Raw genomic sequence first — 14250 nt, forward strand, 5'->3', positions numbered from 1 at the left:
GTATTCATGAGTTATCTTGCCTTAGCGCGAAAATGGCGACCAACGAAATTTAATGAAGTAGTCGGACAAGCTCATGTCTTGACGGCGCTTGAAAATGCATTAGCACAAAATAGATTGCATCATGCTTATCTGTTTAGCGGCACTCGTGGTGTTGGAAAAACGACCATCGGTCGATTGTTTGCCAAAGGGTTAAACTGTGAAACGGGTATCACCGCCACTCCTTGTGGTGAATGTGATACATGCCGTGAAATTGACCAAGGACGCTTTGTTGATCTCTTAGAGATTGATGCTGCATCACGCACTAAAGTTGAAGATACTCGTGATTTACTGGATAACGTGCAGTACAAACCTGCACGTGGTCGCTTCAAAGTTTATTTGATCGATGAAGTTCATATGCTCTCTCGCCACAGTTTTAACGCTTTGCTTAAAACGTTGGAAGAGCCACCTGAATATGTGAAGTTTTTACTTGCGACGACTGACCCGCAAAAATTACCTGTTACTATTTTATCGCGTTGCTTACAGTTCAATCTTAAACCAATTAGCGTTGAAAAAATCCATGAACAGCTAGAGCATATTCTATCAGTCGAACAAGTGGCTTGTGAATCCAGAGCGCTAGGTATGATAGCGCATGCCGCTGACGGCAGTATGCGTGATGCACTGAGCTTAACCGACCAAGCGATTGCTTTAGGCAATAATCAGGTTATGGTCGATGTTGTTGCGCCAATGCTTGGCACGTTAGATACCGACCAAGCACTGAATTTACTGCAAGCTATCAGCAGTAAGCAGCCACAAACCGCGATGGAATGTGTAGAGTCTTTAGCTCAACATGGCGTTGATTGGGATGGTTTGTTACAGCAAATCGCGACGCAATTACACCGTATTGCGATGTATCAAACATTGCCTGCCACACTAGATAAAATGCAGCCAGATGCTGAAAAAATTCAGTTATTGAGCAAAGCATTAAGCCCACAAGATGTTCAGCTTTATTACCAAATTGCGTTGAAAGGTCGCGAAGATTTAGCTTTGTCACCGACGGCGCGTGTTGGTTTAGAAATGATTGTCTTACGTATGATGGCGTTTCGCCCTGCGTCAGTGTCGCTGGTCAATACTATTAGCACAGATGTGTCTAAACCTAGCGAACCTCAAGCTCAACAGTCAGCACCAGTTTCTAGTGTTGCAGCTCCATCTCAAACCGCACCCAGACCAAATGTTACTCCTGCGCAGCCGGTAGTATCGACAGAACCGCAACCTGGCTACCCTAGCTACGAGGCGGATCGAGAGTACGATAGTCGCTATTCTGACATGAATTATGATGACTCTAATGCAATGGACTATGTACCAGAAGCATATTCGCACGCGTCATCAGCACCCCCAGTCTCTCAACAACCGGCCACACCGCCACCAGCACAGTCGGTTTCACCGATAGCAGGGTTACGCCATCAATTGCGCTCTCAGCGTAAAGGGTTAGCTCAACCAGTAAAAGGTTCTAATCCAACAAGGAACGGTGGAAAAAAGTCTAATGCGGCATCTGCTCAACCTGAATCTGTGCTTGAACGCGTTGCGTCGCACGGTAAATCAGCACGGATGTCGCCTGCATCAAAAACCAAGACGGAGAGCGACCAACCTCTTGGTAATGAACCTTATCAATGGCGTCCAACACAGACTGAGGTCATTGAGCCACAACAGAAAACTGAGCTGACACCCACTCAAATTAAACAAGCTTTGGAGCATGTTAAAACCCCTGAAATGGCGGCGAAGTTGTTGGAAGAGTCGGTAGCCAAAGACCCGTGGGCAGCATTGATTCAAAAACTGAATACAGCAAAATTGGTTGAACAACTGGCGTTAAACTCTGTCTATCATAAATCAGGCTCATCAATCGAGCTGACATTAAGAGCGAGCCAAGCTCATCTCAATACCGAACGAGCGCAAAGTGAATTATTGCAAGCGCTCAATGAAGTGCTTAATGAAGAGTGTCATCTTAGTGTGACGATCGGCGAGCAAGGTGAAACACCATTAGAGCTTAGAGAACGGCTGTACCAAGCAAGGTTAGAGCAGGCTTTTGCCAGTTTGGAGAGCGACCCTAGTGTGGTGTTTCTTCAAAAGCGCTTTGAAGCTGAGCTTGACCGCGATAGTGTGAGACCAATTTAATCAAATTAACCGTGTGTGGGGTTGAATCTATAGTTTAGTAACCCCACTTTATGTGAAACACCCAATGAAACCAGAGAGATAAACATGTTTGGTAAAGGCGGTATGGGCAACTTAATGAAGCAAGCCCAGCAAATGCAAGATCGCATGCAAAAGCTTCAAGAAGAAATCGCAAATATGGAAGTGATTGGTGAATCTGGCGCAGGTCTTGTAAAAGTCACTATTACTGGCAGCCACAGCGTACGTCGTGTTGAGATCGACGAAAGCTTGATGGAAGATGACAAAGAGATGCTTGAAGATCTTATCGCAGCGGCATTTAACGATGCAGCACGTCGCGTTGAAGAAACTCAAAAAGAAAAAATGGCTTCAGTAACTGGTGGTATGCAACTACCGCCAGGTATGAAAATGCCGTTTTAACCAACAAGCAGGTTTTTAATGCGTACCAGTCATATGCTGGAGCATTTGATGGAGGCCTTACGTTGTCTACCTGGGGTTGGCCCCAAGTCTGCTCAACGTATGGCCTTTCATTTGTTACAGCGCGATAGAAAAGGCGGCTTACAGCTGGCCGATGCTTTAAGCCAAGCGATGACAGAAATTGGTCATTGCAGTGAGTGCCGAACTTTCACTGAAGAAGAAACGTGTAATATTTGCACCAACCCTAAGCGCCAAGAAAACGGCCAGCTGTGTGTGGTAGAAAGTCCAGCGGATATTGCCGCTGTTGAGGCTACGGGCCAATATTCTGGGCGTTATTTCGTGCTTATGGGCCATCTGTCGCCATTAGATGGCATTGGCCCGAGTGATATCGGTTTGGATACTTTGGACTATCGTTTACAGCGTGGTGGCATTTCAGAAGTGATTCTAGCGACTAATCCAACAGTCGAGGGTGAAGCAACCGCGCACTATATTGCTGAATTGTGCCGAGCTCACCAAGTGTCCGCAAGCCGTATTGCTCATGGTGTACCTGTTGGTGGAGAGCTTGAGCTAGTCGATGGCACAACGTTGTCTCACTCGCTACTTGGGCGGCAAAAGTTGTAATTCGCTTGAACGCGCTCTAAAGATCAAAAGCCGCTGTGATAATCGCCAGCGGCTTTTTCATTGAACGTTTTATTGGTTGGTCTTTTTCAAGAAATGAATGGCTACTCTTGATGATGATTCAACCAAGAGGTAGCTAGGTTAAAAGCTCCAATTCAGTAATGTTCTGTAGTGCTTCTTGGGCTGTGTTGCCACAAATTATCGGACAAGCCTTAAACTGGTGGCATACTTTGGGCCGTTCTGGCTTGCCAAACAACTTACATAGATTATCGTCGTTAAGTTGAATGCAACGAACTCCTGCCGGTTTACCATTTTCCATGCCTGGAATTGATGAAGAAATACTAGGGGCAATACAGCATGCACCACAACCGAGTCGGCATTCCATAACATTGTCCGAGAGATAAATTAGGCACGCATCCTAGCAGATATTAGTAGGAATCGCAGCGTCTGTGGTGGATTTTTCTCCTTGAATTTTCTACGCCACAGCGGTATAACACGCCCCCATTCGTTAAGTTAGTCGTTAAGTAAGAAGTCATCCTATGAATACACCATTTTGGCAAACTAAATCCCTAGAGCAAATGACTGAGCAAGAGTGGGAGTCGCTTTGTGATGGGTGCGGTAAGTGTTGTTTACACAAATTAATGGATGAAGATAGTGATGAAGTGTATTACACCAATGTCGCTTGCAGTTGGTTAAACAGCGATACTTGTTCGTGCAAAGATTACCCAAATCGATTTAATTCAGGTGAAGAGTGTTTAAAACTGACCCGCGATAAAATTGATGAGTTTAACTGGCTACCTGATACGTGCGCTTACCGCTTAATGTCGGAAGGGCAGTCTCTACCACAGTGGCATCCGTTAATCACTGGCTCCAAAGAAGCGATGCACGCCGCGCAAGAAAGTGTCCGTAATAAAGTGGTTTATGAAATCGATGTTATTGATTGGGAAGACCACATTTTGAACCACCCTTCACGACAGTAGGTGTATCAAGGGTTTTCAATGGGTTATGGAACGGCTAAACCCAAATAAAGCCCAATAAAACCATATATCATGAAAATTTGTGGTCACGATGTGGGCATTTTTTGTCCACACATTGTGGTCATTCGGCAGGTTCTTTCTCTGCTGAAAACTCCCTTCTCAAACTTGTTAGCGGGTTCTTACTCAGCACATCTTCTAAGTGATCAGGTGCCAGATGAGCGTAACGCATAGTTTGCTTTATATCGGCATGACCAAGTATTCGTTGTAAGGCAATAATGTTGCCGCCATTCATCATGTAATAGCTGGCGAACGTGTGGCGCAGAACGTGGGCGGCTTGTTGTTTTAGCCGTGGAATATTTCTGGAAATGAAGCGGTACACGGTTGAATAGCCAATCCCAAACAATGGGCCAGAGCCGGGTTTATAAATTTCCTCATACAACTCTGGGCTAATAGGAACTGAGCGGTTCTTTTTACCTTTGGTTTGAGTAAAGGTAACTTTGTATTGGCTCAACTGGGAACCTGTAAGTGACGCAGTTTCACGAAAGCGACCACCTGTAGCTAGGCATAGTTTTATTACTTTATGTAAGTCGTCATGGTATTCGTAATTCTCTGCTTTGGTGATTAGGTCGTGCATTTCTTCAATGGTCAGGAATTCCATTTCAGATTCATGCAGCTTGAACTGGCGAACAGAACGCAGCGGGTTTTCTCCTTTCCATTCGCCCATGCGTTGCAGCTCTACAATGACTGCATTCAGCAAATCTTGTTCGTTGTTGCAGGTGCGAAAAGAAACCGCCACGTTGCGACCATTCAAATCAGTCACATCACCAGCTAAGCGACGAGTGCGATATTCCGTGAACATGGCAGGAGTGAACTTGTGATAGAGCGGGTCATCAACGGCTAAGCCAATCACTTTCAGTTTGTTGTAGGGTAAGCGTCGATTTAACCCCACCTACTAATATTTCCGCATGCTCGGCATAGTGATTCCATAACTAAGGAGTTACCATGAACCCATCCAATAAACCTCAGGTCTGGGCTGAAATCATTGAACAGCAGAGCCAAAGTGAGTTATCCATTGTCGCGTTCTGCAAAGCAAATCAATTGACGGAACATACTTTTTATTACTGGCGTAAAAAACTTTACGGCGGGGGCCAACGTCAGCTTGTCCATCCTGTTGTGATCGAAGATAAACCGAAAATAAAAAGCAATATTCAATCGGTAGTGCTCTCACTACCAACAGGAATAACGGCTGAGTTGCCCGCTGAAATGCCAGCACACCAAATCCAGAACTGGTTACAGGCGCTGATGTGTTAACACCAAATTCCGGTATTTATCTGGTCTCTGGTATTACCGATATGCGTAAGTCCATTGATGGCCTGTCACTGATTGTTGCTGATGTACTGGACATGGATCCGTTCAGTGAAGCCTGGTTTATCTTCTGCAGCCGTGGACGAGATAAAATCAAAATTCTCTTTTGGGATACCAATGGCTTCTGGCTTTATTACCGCCGACTGGAGAAAGGCCGTTTTAAATGGCCGAAACCAAATAAATTGGGTCACGTAGCTATTTCCAGACAGCAACGTCAGTGGCTATTATCAGGGCTTAATCTGGAGCATCCTAAGGCTCACCAGCCCTTATATGGTCTTGAAGTGTGAGCTAAAACCATGATCGATATAAAAGGCTTGAACGATCCTTTTCCCCTGTCAGACTAACAGCATAATCTTGACCAAGAGCCTGACAAATGAATGACCTTCCTGATGATGTAGAACAACTGAAAGCGATGCTGTTAGCGCTTCAGGAAGCCAACCTGGCTAAGGATAAACTGCTACAGGCTCAGCAAGAAGAAATGGCTGAGCTTAAAACACGGGTGGAACTTCTACTTGAGCAACTCAATCTCAGTAAATCCAAACGGTTCTCTTCCCAAAGTGAAAAGGTGGCTAAAGGTACCTTTAACGAAGCAGAGCAGCAAAATGCGCTGAACAAGCCAGAGCCAGCCCATCATAAAAAAGGACGTAAGCCTTTACCCGAAGAGTTAGAGCGGGAAGTTCAGGTGCATACGCTGAATGCGCCACACTGCGAATGTTGCGGTCATGAACTGCATAAGTGTGGCGTGGAGACTTCAGAAGAGCTGAAGATCATCCCTCAGAAAATCAGTGTGATCCGTCATGAACGAACCAAATATGCTTGCCGCCAGTGCGAGCATACCGAAATCAGTAGTAAGATAGTGACAGCTCCAAAACCCGCTAGCATGATCCCCAAAAGTATCGGCAGCCCAGAAACCTTCGCCGCCATCGTTACAGCAAAATATGTGGATGCATTACCGCTATACAGACAGGTTGATATCCTCAAACGCGGTGATATCGATATTAGCCGAGGTACTTTGGCAAACTGGTGCGTTCAGTTAGGGAGTAAAGTTGAAGTCATTATCGACCAGATGAAAGCCCGTCTGTTATCAGAAAGCCTTATCTGCGCAGATGAAACCACGGTACAGGTGCTATCGGAGCCAGAAAAGACAGCTCAGAGTCAATCCTACATGTGGGTCTACCGAAGTGGCGAGTTCCATACGACTCCCGTAGTCATCTACGATTACCAACCAAGTCGAAGTGCAAATTGTGTAAAAACCTTCTTGGGTGACTACTCAGGGTATCTACTGTCAGATGGATATCCTGCCTATGACACACTGAAAACAGTAACACAAGCGGGTTGCATGGCACATGTGAGACGTAAGTTCACCGATGCTCAAAAAGCCCAACCAACAAAGAAAGTGGGCCGTGTAGAGAAAGCGTTGAACTATATTGGAAAACTCTACGGCATTGAACGGGAAGTCAGAGGGCTAAGTCCAGAAATACGACAGCAGATTAGGCAACAAAAATCCAGCCCCGTTCTTGATGAGTTCCATAAATGGCTGGTCGGGATCAAAGAAACACAATTACCGAAGGGAAAGCTCGGGGTTGCTATCAACTATACGATAAACCAGTGGCCAAAACTCCTTACCTATCTGGCAGACGGAAATATCAGCATCGATAATAACGTGACTGAAAGAGATGTGCGTCCGTTTACGACTGGACGCAAAAATTGGATGTTCTCAACTTCAGTTGGCGGAGCAAAGGCCAGTGCAAACCTCTATAGCCTGGTCATGACTTGTCGTGCTAACGATATCAATCCGTACTTCTACTTCGTGCACCTGTTCAGGGAATTACCGAAGCGCTCTTCAAGTGATGATCTGACTGATCTTATGCCATGGAATGTAGAAATCCGTGAGGCTGAATAAGGCCTCACTGGTTAATTAAGCGTTTACGTTGTAGGTGTATTTCGAATGGGCGAGTGACTGGCCGTGGCGTTCTTGCCAAAGGTCGATCATATCGACCAACCTTCTACGCTCGATTTTATCACCAAGCCAAGGTTTATCATCAACCTCGGACATAGTGAACTTTTCGAATGCAAGTGCTTAACCTTTAGTAGCGAAGCGCTTGCGAATGCGCTTACCAGCTCGGCCCTGCGGATAACACTCACAAAGCCAAGGTTTTTTGTTGCCATCTTTAAGGTTTCGGACTGACATAAACTAGATGAAGAAAAATGACATGACCTGAATGAACAAGTAAACAACGACTAGACCAAATAAAAGCCCAGCCATTGAGTGTCTTGCAGACCAGAGGATATAAGCCTTAGGTTTTAATACTTTGTTAAAGTGACGAGCCTCAACTTCACTAATGATGGTGTCACATGTTTCTTGTAAGTTGAATTTTAGTTCACACTTTTTTTCGCCTTTCGTATCTTCTCCTACGAATGTTTCGATATCGAAATCATAAAGTTTGTTTAGATGATCCTTAGGAAATAATTCGCATGACGCTAAAGTGTTCAGTTGCTTAACTTTCCAAAATATACTTTCTACTTTTGTGTTATATCTTTCTTCTTGATAGAAAGAACTATCGTCGGTGTTCTGCCAAGAAAGATCTGATATCGAATTTAAAGCATCAACAAGCCCATCTTTGTGGTTCAAGATGGAAACTCGCTTGATATTATGATGATGGATAAATAGTGAGATTATCCAACTGACAAATACCCACTCAAATACGAAGCCACTATCCATTTTGGGTACGCTTTACTTCAGCAGCTGCGATACGCTCGTTTACTATATCAATAAAGTTTTGGTTTGTTTCGTGCTTGACGATAAGCTTGGCGTCTAGTTCAGCTTTTGTTAAACCTTCTCGCGAAATTAAACCTGCGAATGCTTCTGCTAAAAATGAACGTCCATAACGGTTATATCCAGTTAGGTCAACAATAACTTTGTCGTTTTTTCTTATAGCTTCGACAAGTATCTGCTTTCTGAATACTTCACCTGCAGTATGTTCACAGCCTGGGGCATCTGTTGCGTATCTACCTTTAGGGCGAGGGTGAAACTCATCGACTAACTTGATTTCTCTAATCGAGCTCATCTAAATTTATACTCCATTGTAGCATTGTGCCGGGTAACTCATGTGAATGTTCAACTCGCGTATGTTCTTCACTATGCCCTTTATTATATTGATAACAGCCTTTGTTACTGAATACTAGTAATTTACTGTCTGTATCCTCTGTGATGACGTCTTTTATTGATTTACTGCCTTGACCATGGTCTTCATCATCTAGTCTGGTTAAATCTTGCATCATCGAAGCAAAAATTAGCCCAGAGTCACCAATCATAGCTCTGAATGGGGTGACATAGGACTTCATTGTACGGGCAAGACCAACTATAGCATTTCGCTTGCCTGTGCCTGTACTATTACCGTGAATTAATTGATTGTATTCATTAGGGTAGTGTTTCCTTACCCTATTCTGAAATACGGGACTATCAGGAAAAGATGAAGGGATACCTCTACCAGCATCATAAATAGCCAAGTACATGTACTTATCATTTGAGTGATAATCAGATTGTCCAACAGAACATATTAACCACCACTTCTTATTGATATCCTTGTTTTCTTCAGGGTAGGCATGGCGACCTACATTTTCCAAAGTCTCAGTTATTGCTTGAGATATCTTTTCTTCAACTTCAGATGGTATATCTCCACCGTAGTACTTGTCTCGTATGGCGTCGACGAGTATATCTGGGAAATCCACGAACTCAGCGTTACTTCCGCTTATTACTGGTATGCGTCGATCATTACTGTCTGCAAGAGTAGCTCTCCGTATAGCTGCACTGTCAAAAGAACCTGCTTCAATGATTGATCTGTTAACTGTCTTGTGATCGTTAGTTGCCCATATGATTGATATTTTTGCTTTATATTTGTCTTGAAGTGCCACTATCATTAGAAACATAGGGAGTCTAACTTTCTTAGTTTCTTTGAAAGAAAGATATATATGATTATGTTCCATCAATAAGTTTTCTAGTAACGCAAAGAATACGACTAGTTCTTGAGAGAAGCCTTCAATCGAGAGGTCAAGGTACTCAGGAATTGGTAATATGGGCTTATTGAACAGTGTGTTAATTGTTTCGTATTTTGATAGTTCTTTGATGCCAATCCCTTCGAATATTGTTTTAGGTTTTCTAGATGAACTTCGAGGTTTCAAGTATCTTTTAGCGTTTTCTCTATCTAGTTGCTGTAAGTTTTTTTTCATATGATATTGCTCGCGTGACTATGCTACTGCTGCTTGTTGTTCCTTCGTAATCGCGAGACTTTCTCGATATTCGGAGGCTTCTGCTTTAAGAGTCCAATGGACATCTGATACGCCTTGTTGCTCTACGGCTTGTTTTATTTCTGCAACTGTCGTTCTAAAGAACTCCTTTCTAGGGTTCACTTTGTTCACAGAGTTTAAATCAAACTTTCTGTGAAGTTCTTTTTCTAAAGCGGGAGCGTCTTCACTATAAATCATTGCGTGGACGTCGAATGAGAATGGTACCGAAGCGTCACCAAGCTCCTTGACGCGGTCCATTGGTTCTAGGCGGCGTGTCATGCCAATTTTGAATACTTCTTCCCCAAAACTACCAACGTTACTAATCACGTAAACGTGGCCACGTCGAGTTTGTTGTGCCATAGATAATGCTCGTTGGCCTTTTTCTTCTGCTTCCTTTAGCTTTCCTTCTAGTTCAGCTAGTTGCGTTTCAAATTGAGCTTTTTGCTCGTCATTGGCAGCCGCCAGTTCAGAACGAGCTTTTTCAAGAGCTTTTTGGAGAATACGTTCTTCTTTCTCAGCTTCTTTGCGTGCTTTTTCCATTTCTCTGATAGCACGTTCTTCTTCACGAATCTGAGCTTTGATCTCAGCTTGCTCTTCTCTTTCTATTTTTTTGAGTTCAAAAGCTGATACCGCCCACTTCAGTTCATTTAGTCTCGCATCCAAATATTCCTGATTAATGCGAGCATTTCGGAAAGGTGCTCCGTTATGGTTAACCAAAGCGAAGGAGTCAATTATTTCTTGCTTAATCTTACCGTAGTTGTCGTGTTTTACTTTTGACAAAGCACTATCAACTTTTCCGTTAAATGCATCGACAGCAAAGTGGATTGCATACGTTTTTCTATGTGCTTCCGCATAATCACATGCTCCTGCGTATCCATCTTTGACCATTTCTCGAACTCTTTTTCTAGCTGCCTTGAGTTCGTCTCCTGCTTCTTTGTGGCCGAACTCCTCAGCTAAGTCATCCAATACGGAATGGTTCGGGATTATGTAATCATCTTTGTAACCATCGATGGTATTTCGCATTGCACGAATAGCTTTTTCGTATGAGTCAGCTTTGGCTTTCGCCTCGTAAGCATCACCGGCAATTTCTTTAGCTTGAGCCTCTGCAAAGCTGATCACTTTGGCGGCTTCTTCACGAGCATCATTCTTTATTACTTCTGCTTTTTCCTTAGAGTCTTTTACTCGTTGTGAAGCTTCTGAGCGGAGCTGTTTAGCTTCATCGCGGATCTCGTCCGCATCAAACTCTGCCTTTGATAGAAGTTGTAGAGATTGCTCGCGTTTGGCAGTCGCGTCTTCTTCTGCTTCATCGAGTAATTTTGCAGCATGGTTTTCGACATCTAGGATTGGAGAATATTTTTCAACTAATTCATTTCGTTCACTCTCAAGATGAGCGACTTTCTCATATGCGTATTCTACATCAAGGCTGGCTTGATCTAGTTTTTCTTCGAAAGATTTCTTTCTCTTCTTTCCCAGAATTATATTAATGATGAGTAGAAATAAGGGCAAAAAGAAGATGATGATGCCGATAATGGCGCCTGTATTCATGTGGATTTACTCCTAGCCAGTTGTTATTTATTAAGCTTCAATTTCCCCATCAAAGCGATGGTCTAAGTTAAGCCTATCTCGCCACTCTATTTGTTCTTTTCTTGATAGATTGTGGCGCTTAATAAAAGCGACCCAATTGACAGAGTCATTTAAGTGTTTTTGAAAAAGCTTGTTGATGCCAATGAGCTCGATGAGTTTTGGTCATATTGTTACTTGCCTATGTTTTGTCCAATTTCGGCCAATGTTTGCATGGTGTGGATGCCATATAAAACTAATCCGATAACCATTGCGACAAGTATCATTCCTTTGACTGCAAGCTTCATGGTGTTAATCCTTTTATTGATGGGCTTCTTCTTCTTCATTTCCATAGCCACGCGGCCAAGTACCTTGATGTCTTGCTCAGATACTTCAATCGTTGAAGTATCAAAAGCAATTGCAATTTTCTTACCTGGTGAACGCTGTAGGTAGTTGATAGATAAGCGCCCATCTACTACTACCAGAAAACGGTTAACCTTCGCCAAGGTACTTAACTGAAGCCCCTGATGTTAAGTGTTCGCGAACAATTAACTCATGAGCAATTCGATCGTGATGATGCCAAGTTAAGATGGTCGTTTTTGGGATTCTGTAGTGGTCGGCTAGCAAATTGTAGCTATCACCACCCGTCACTATTTCTAGCCTATCCGTAAATTCGCGACCACTTGAGTACTCGAACGGGGGAACCTTAGCTGGAATTCGACTCATTTCATTAGCCCTGTCATAGATAGAGCTGGATTCCAAAATCAATCGCCATTGGTTTTATTTTCAATTTAAATTGATTGCGTTTTAGATCAAATATAATTTCACATTCAATTGATGCGTCATGTTCCACCATTAAGCATCAACAAATCTCGAACAAGTAGAATACCACTCATGGCAACTCTTAAAATAGCAATTGATGCACCCGTATGCACAAAAAAGGAATTTTTACAGAAAAATGGGGTCAGGTCTTGCCTTTTGACTTACTTTTGCTAATCGTAGCTTGGCGAGTGAGCATAATAATCTAGCACGTTTCTGTACAGAGACGTGCTAGTGCGAGCATCGCCAGCATGACTCAAAAGGATATTTCTCGTAGATAAGAGCACTAACTTGTTTCAAAATGTAGGGCTCTGCTTTGATCGAATGTATGGGAAAGTTGGGAATTGTGGAGTGATTTTCTCAGGTTTTGGTTAGACAAAATGTTTTTGTTGAGAAAATCCTAAACCCATTGGTACTACTCGTTTCTCTCAGGATTCATAAAAACAAAAATTAATTCTGCCCAAATTGAATCATCCCTCACGTTAGGGAAATGAACCAGGCCCTTCCAAGCATTTGATTTCTTAGTAAATCGTTATGCTGCTGATTATGATGAGTGGTATTGATTTACTCAATAATCAGTGTGCGTTACCCAAGTAGGTTGAACCTCATAATAACAGTAGTAAACCGCCAATCGTTGCCGCAGCGGAAAGATATTGCCCTGCCGAATAGGAGTCATCTTCATCTTCAGGGATCTTGTCTGGGTGGTCTAAGCCTAATGCACCGTGAGCAAAGGATTCTACTTTATCCCCAACGGTTTTTTCCTTGTTTTGATCAACTTTGTTATCTTTTTCAAGCTCCTGCAATGCGGCAAGTAATGCTTTTCCTTCATCGGATAAAGTCACTTTATTTTGCTCGACTTTTAGCGGAGCAGCTGCGCTTGCCTCTGGTGTAGAGTTTGCTTGAGTTTTTACCGATTGACTTGAATACAGCTTAGCTGCGCCTGTTCCTACGGGTGTCATACTTCTCTCCTAAAATATGCCCTCAGACAATGTATCGACAGATATACAAAAAACTTGTGCAAAAAAATCGCAATTTGTATGAAATAAACACAAGCAAAAATCGCGCCTATTTATCCGATCAAATCAGACAAAAGACGCAGTCTATTTGATTGGCTATTTACAGGAGAGCTCTGCATTTCGTGTAGCAAGTTGTTTATAGGCTTGCATACGATTGTTCGGTTGGATAAAAGCAGTGGGAACAGGCAGTACCTCTAGTTGAAAATCTGGAGAAAGCGGCTGAATTTTTTCAACTGGGGTAATAACAACGATCTTCAAATTTGGATTGCGACGAAAAATAGAATTTGCAGTACCTAATCCCTGTTGTGTGTGGAATTTACCCGCAATATGCATGACTTGTGAGTTAGGGTGATCAGTCAAATATTCAACAATACTTTCTGCCATGGTTTCATCCCAGGTGATTTGTGCAGCAAACTGATTTTCTGTTTGTTCGGCAGATCCGTGATGCATCGATGCCATGAATTTTTCTTTATATAAAGATGAAGACATATCAACTTGTCTGGCAACATGTTGTCGTTGTTCTGCTGGCAACCTATCAAGATATTCTATGCCGACTTTTCCTATGCAGCGTACAATCGATTTAGGAGCATTCGCCGCAATGGTGTCGATGTTGTGCGCTTTGGCGTATTCAACCAGTGGGCGGTAGTCACTTTCATAATTTGGCCACGCATTCGCTTGAGAGATAAGGTATTGCTCACCAATTTCGCCTGCAAGATAACGATTGAGTACTGGTTGGCTATCGCGTGAAAATTGTTCCATAGACAAAGCGACATCTCGTTTTTGTAGGTTGAGTTGTTCGAGTAGATCAGTTTGAAAGCGGTGGATAGCTGGGTGCGTATGCCATTCTCCAACCAAAATAACATCAGCATTTTTAAGCGCTTGAGGTAGGGCTGTGAGAGCGATTGGCTCTCCTTCAGGAGAGGCTAGTTGGTAATCATAAAAGTGTGTGACTGGCTTAGTCGAGTATGTTGTACAGCCCATAAGCCATAGGGATAAAGCAAAATAAATAATCGTGCGCATGAGAGCCTCCATTTAAGTTTTAAATAGTA

The 14250-nt window shown here is 43.1% G+C and carries 15 protein-coding genes and 2 pseudogenes; 7 read left to right on the forward strand and 10 right to left on the reverse strand.

Annotated elements, in window-relative coordinates:
* Positions 1–6: 6 nt before the first annotated feature.
* The 3 genes from dnaX to recR all read left to right on the forward strand — a co-directional run bounded on the left by dnaX (position 7) and on the right by recR (position 3180).
* A complete protein-coding gene (gene dnaX, locus HGG78_RS01900; RefSeq protein WP_172531925.1) occupies positions 7–2148 on the forward strand; it encodes a DNA polymerase III subunit gamma/tau in 2142 nt (713 codons plus the stop codon).
* A gap of 84 nt (positions 2149–2232) precedes the next feature.
* Complete coding sequence (locus tag HGG78_RS01905) at positions 2233–2562, forward strand: YbaB/EbfC family nucleoid-associated protein (RefSeq protein ID WP_053310179.1); 330 nt, start codon at positions 2233–2235, stop codon at positions 2560–2562.
* 18 nt (positions 2563–2580) lie between these two features.
* Complete coding sequence (gene recR, locus HGG78_RS01910) at positions 2581–3180, forward strand: recombination mediator RecR (RefSeq protein WP_053310178.1); 600 nt, start codon at positions 2581–2583, stop codon at positions 3178–3180.
* A 133-nt stretch (positions 3181–3313) separates the two neighbouring features.
* On the opposite strand, the gene HGG78_RS01915 is transcribed toward recR, so the two are convergent.
* On the reverse strand, positions 3314–3562 hold the full coding sequence (locus HGG78_RS01915) for a YkgJ family cysteine cluster protein (RefSeq protein WP_080996331.1): 249 nt from the start codon (positions 3560–3562) through the stop codon (positions 3314–3316).
* Between the two features lie 154 nt (positions 3563–3716).
* Here HGG78_RS01915 and HGG78_RS01920 point away from each other — a divergent pair, with 154 nt between their 5' ends.
* On the forward strand, positions 3717–4157 hold the full coding sequence (locus HGG78_RS01920; RefSeq protein WP_053310177.1) for a YcgN family cysteine cluster protein: 441 nt from the start codon (positions 3717–3719) through the stop codon (positions 4155–4157).
* Positions 4158–4275: 118 nt separating this feature from the next.
* On the opposite strand, the gene HGG78_RS01925 is transcribed toward HGG78_RS01920, so the two are convergent.
* The gene (locus tag HGG78_RS01925) at positions 4276–5103 is read right to left on the reverse strand and encodes a phage integrase (protein WP_338326104.1); all 828 of its coding nucleotides are present in this window, start codon (positions 5101–5103) and stop codon (positions 4276–4278) included.
* A 53-nt stretch (positions 5104–5156) separates the two neighbouring features.
* Here HGG78_RS01925 and tnpA point away from each other — a divergent pair, with 53 nt between their 5' ends.
* From tnpA to tnpC, 3 genes are all read left to right on the forward strand, one after another.
* Positions 5157–5465 (forward strand): IS66 family insertion sequence element accessory protein TnpA, encoded by a 309-nt coding sequence (tnpA, locus tag HGG78_RS01930; protein WP_168521938.1) that lies wholly within the window; start codon positions 5157–5159, stop codon positions 5463–5465.
* The gene (tnpB, locus tag HGG78_RS01935) at positions 5459–5806 is read left to right on the forward strand and encodes an IS66 family insertion sequence element accessory protein TnpB (protein ID WP_172531926.1); all 348 of its coding nucleotides are present in this window, start codon (positions 5459–5461) and stop codon (positions 5804–5806) included. Before tnpA ends, tnpB begins: the two co-directional genes overlap by 7 nt.
* 86 nt (positions 5807–5892) lie before the next feature.
* A complete protein-coding gene (gene tnpC / locus HGG78_RS01940) occupies positions 5893–7422 on the forward strand; it encodes an IS66 family transposase (RefSeq protein ID WP_172531927.1) in 1530 nt (509 codons plus the stop codon).
* A gap of 30 nt (positions 7423–7452) precedes the next feature.
* On the opposite strand, the pseudogene HGG78_RS01945 reads toward tnpC, so the two are convergent.
* The 8 genes and pseudogenes from HGG78_RS01945 to HGG78_RS01985 form a co-directional block, all read right to left on the reverse strand.
* A pseudogene (locus tag HGG78_RS01945) lies at positions 7453–7710 on the reverse strand (site-specific integrase); the annotation flags it as partial.
* Between the two features lie 3 nt (positions 7711–7713).
* Positions 7714–8241, reverse strand: coding sequence for a hypothetical protein (locus HGG78_RS01950; RefSeq protein WP_053310176.1), 528 nt, complete (start codon positions 8239–8241; stop codon positions 7714–7716).
* Positions 8234–8587: an STAS-like domain-containing protein gene (locus HGG78_RS01955; RefSeq protein WP_172531928.1), complete on the reverse strand. Its 354-nt coding sequence runs from the start codon at positions 8585–8587 to the stop codon at positions 8234–8236. Before HGG78_RS01955 ends, HGG78_RS01950 begins: the two co-directional genes overlap by 8 nt.
* Complete coding sequence (locus HGG78_RS01960) at positions 8574–9749, reverse strand: hypothetical protein (protein WP_053310174.1); 1176 nt, start codon at positions 9747–9749, stop codon at positions 8574–8576. The genes HGG78_RS01955 and HGG78_RS01960 overlap by 14 nt, the downstream gene beginning before the upstream one ends.
* An 18-nt stretch (positions 9750–9767) precedes the next feature.
* A complete protein-coding gene (locus HGG78_RS01965; RefSeq protein WP_053310173.1) occupies positions 9768–11351 on the reverse strand; it encodes an SNIPE associated domain-containing protein in 1584 nt (527 codons plus the stop codon).
* Between the two features lie 350 nt (positions 11352–11701).
* Positions 11702–12092 (reverse strand): annotated as a pseudogene (locus HGG78_RS18905) (helix-turn-helix domain-containing protein); the annotation flags it as partial.
* Between the two features lie 698 nt (positions 12093–12790).
* Positions 12791–13144, reverse strand: a complete 354-nt coding sequence (locus HGG78_RS01980; protein WP_172531931.1) for a hypothetical protein — start codon at positions 13142–13144, stop codon at positions 12791–12793.
* 153 nt (positions 13145–13297) lie between these two features.
* The gene (locus HGG78_RS01985; RefSeq protein WP_172531932.1) at positions 13298–14221 is read right to left on the reverse strand and encodes a ChaN family lipoprotein; all 924 of its coding nucleotides are present in this window, start codon (positions 14219–14221) and stop codon (positions 13298–13300) included.
* Between the last annotated feature and the right edge of the window lie 29 nt (positions 14222–14250).

It is taken from the genome of Vibrio aestuarianus, assembly GCF_012395185.1.
Classification (GTDB): Bacteria; Pseudomonadota; Gammaproteobacteria; order Enterobacterales; family Vibrionaceae; genus Vibrio; species Vibrio aestuarianus.

Excerpts from the sequence above, each read along its gene's own strand:
- dnaX (WP_172531925.1), top strand. The coding sequence starts at position 7 with ATGAGTTATCTTGCCTTAGCGCGAAAATGGCGACCAACGAAATTTAAT.
- HGG78_RS01905 (WP_053310179.1), top strand. The coding sequence starts at position 2,233 with ATGTTTGGTAAAGGCGGTATGGGCAACTTAATGAAGCAAGCCCAGCAA.
- recR (WP_053310178.1), top strand. The coding sequence starts at position 2,581 with ATGCGTACCAGTCATATGCTGGAGCATTTGATGGAGGCCTTACGTTGT.
- HGG78_RS01915 (WP_080996331.1), bottom strand. The coding sequence starts at position 3,562 with ATGGAATGCCGACTCGGTTGTGGTGCATGCTGTATTGCCCCTAGTATT.
- HGG78_RS01920 (WP_053310177.1), top strand. The coding sequence starts at position 3,717 with ATGAATACACCATTTTGGCAAACTAAATCCCTAGAGCAAATGACTGAG.
- tnpA (WP_168521938.1), top strand. The coding sequence starts at position 5,157 with ATGAACCCATCCAATAAACCTCAGGTCTGGGCTGAAATCATTGAACAG.
- tnpC (WP_172531927.1), top strand. The coding sequence starts at position 5,893 with ATGAATGACCTTCCTGATGATGTAGAACAACTGAAAGCGATGCTGTTA.
- HGG78_RS01950 (WP_053310176.1), bottom strand. The coding sequence starts at position 8,241 with ATGGATAGTGGCTTCGTATTTGAGTGGGTATTTGTCAGTTGGATAATC.
- HGG78_RS01955 (WP_172531928.1), bottom strand. The coding sequence starts at position 8,587 with ATGAGCTCGATTAGAGAAATCAAGTTAGTCGATGAGTTTCACCCTCGC.
- HGG78_RS01960 (WP_053310174.1), bottom strand. The coding sequence starts at position 9,749 with ATGAAAAAAAACTTACAGCAACTAGATAGAGAAAACGCTAAAAGATAC.
- HGG78_RS01965 (WP_053310173.1), bottom strand. The coding sequence starts at position 11,351 with ATGAATACAGGCGCCATTATCGGCATCATCATCTTCTTTTTGCCCTTA.
- HGG78_RS01980 (WP_172531931.1), bottom strand. The coding sequence starts at position 13,144 with ATGACACCCGTAGGAACAGGCGCAGCTAAGCTGTATTCAAGTCAATCG.
- HGG78_RS01985 (WP_172531932.1), bottom strand. The coding sequence starts at position 14,221 with ATGCGCACGATTATTTATTTTGCTTTATCCCTATGGCTTATGGGCTGT.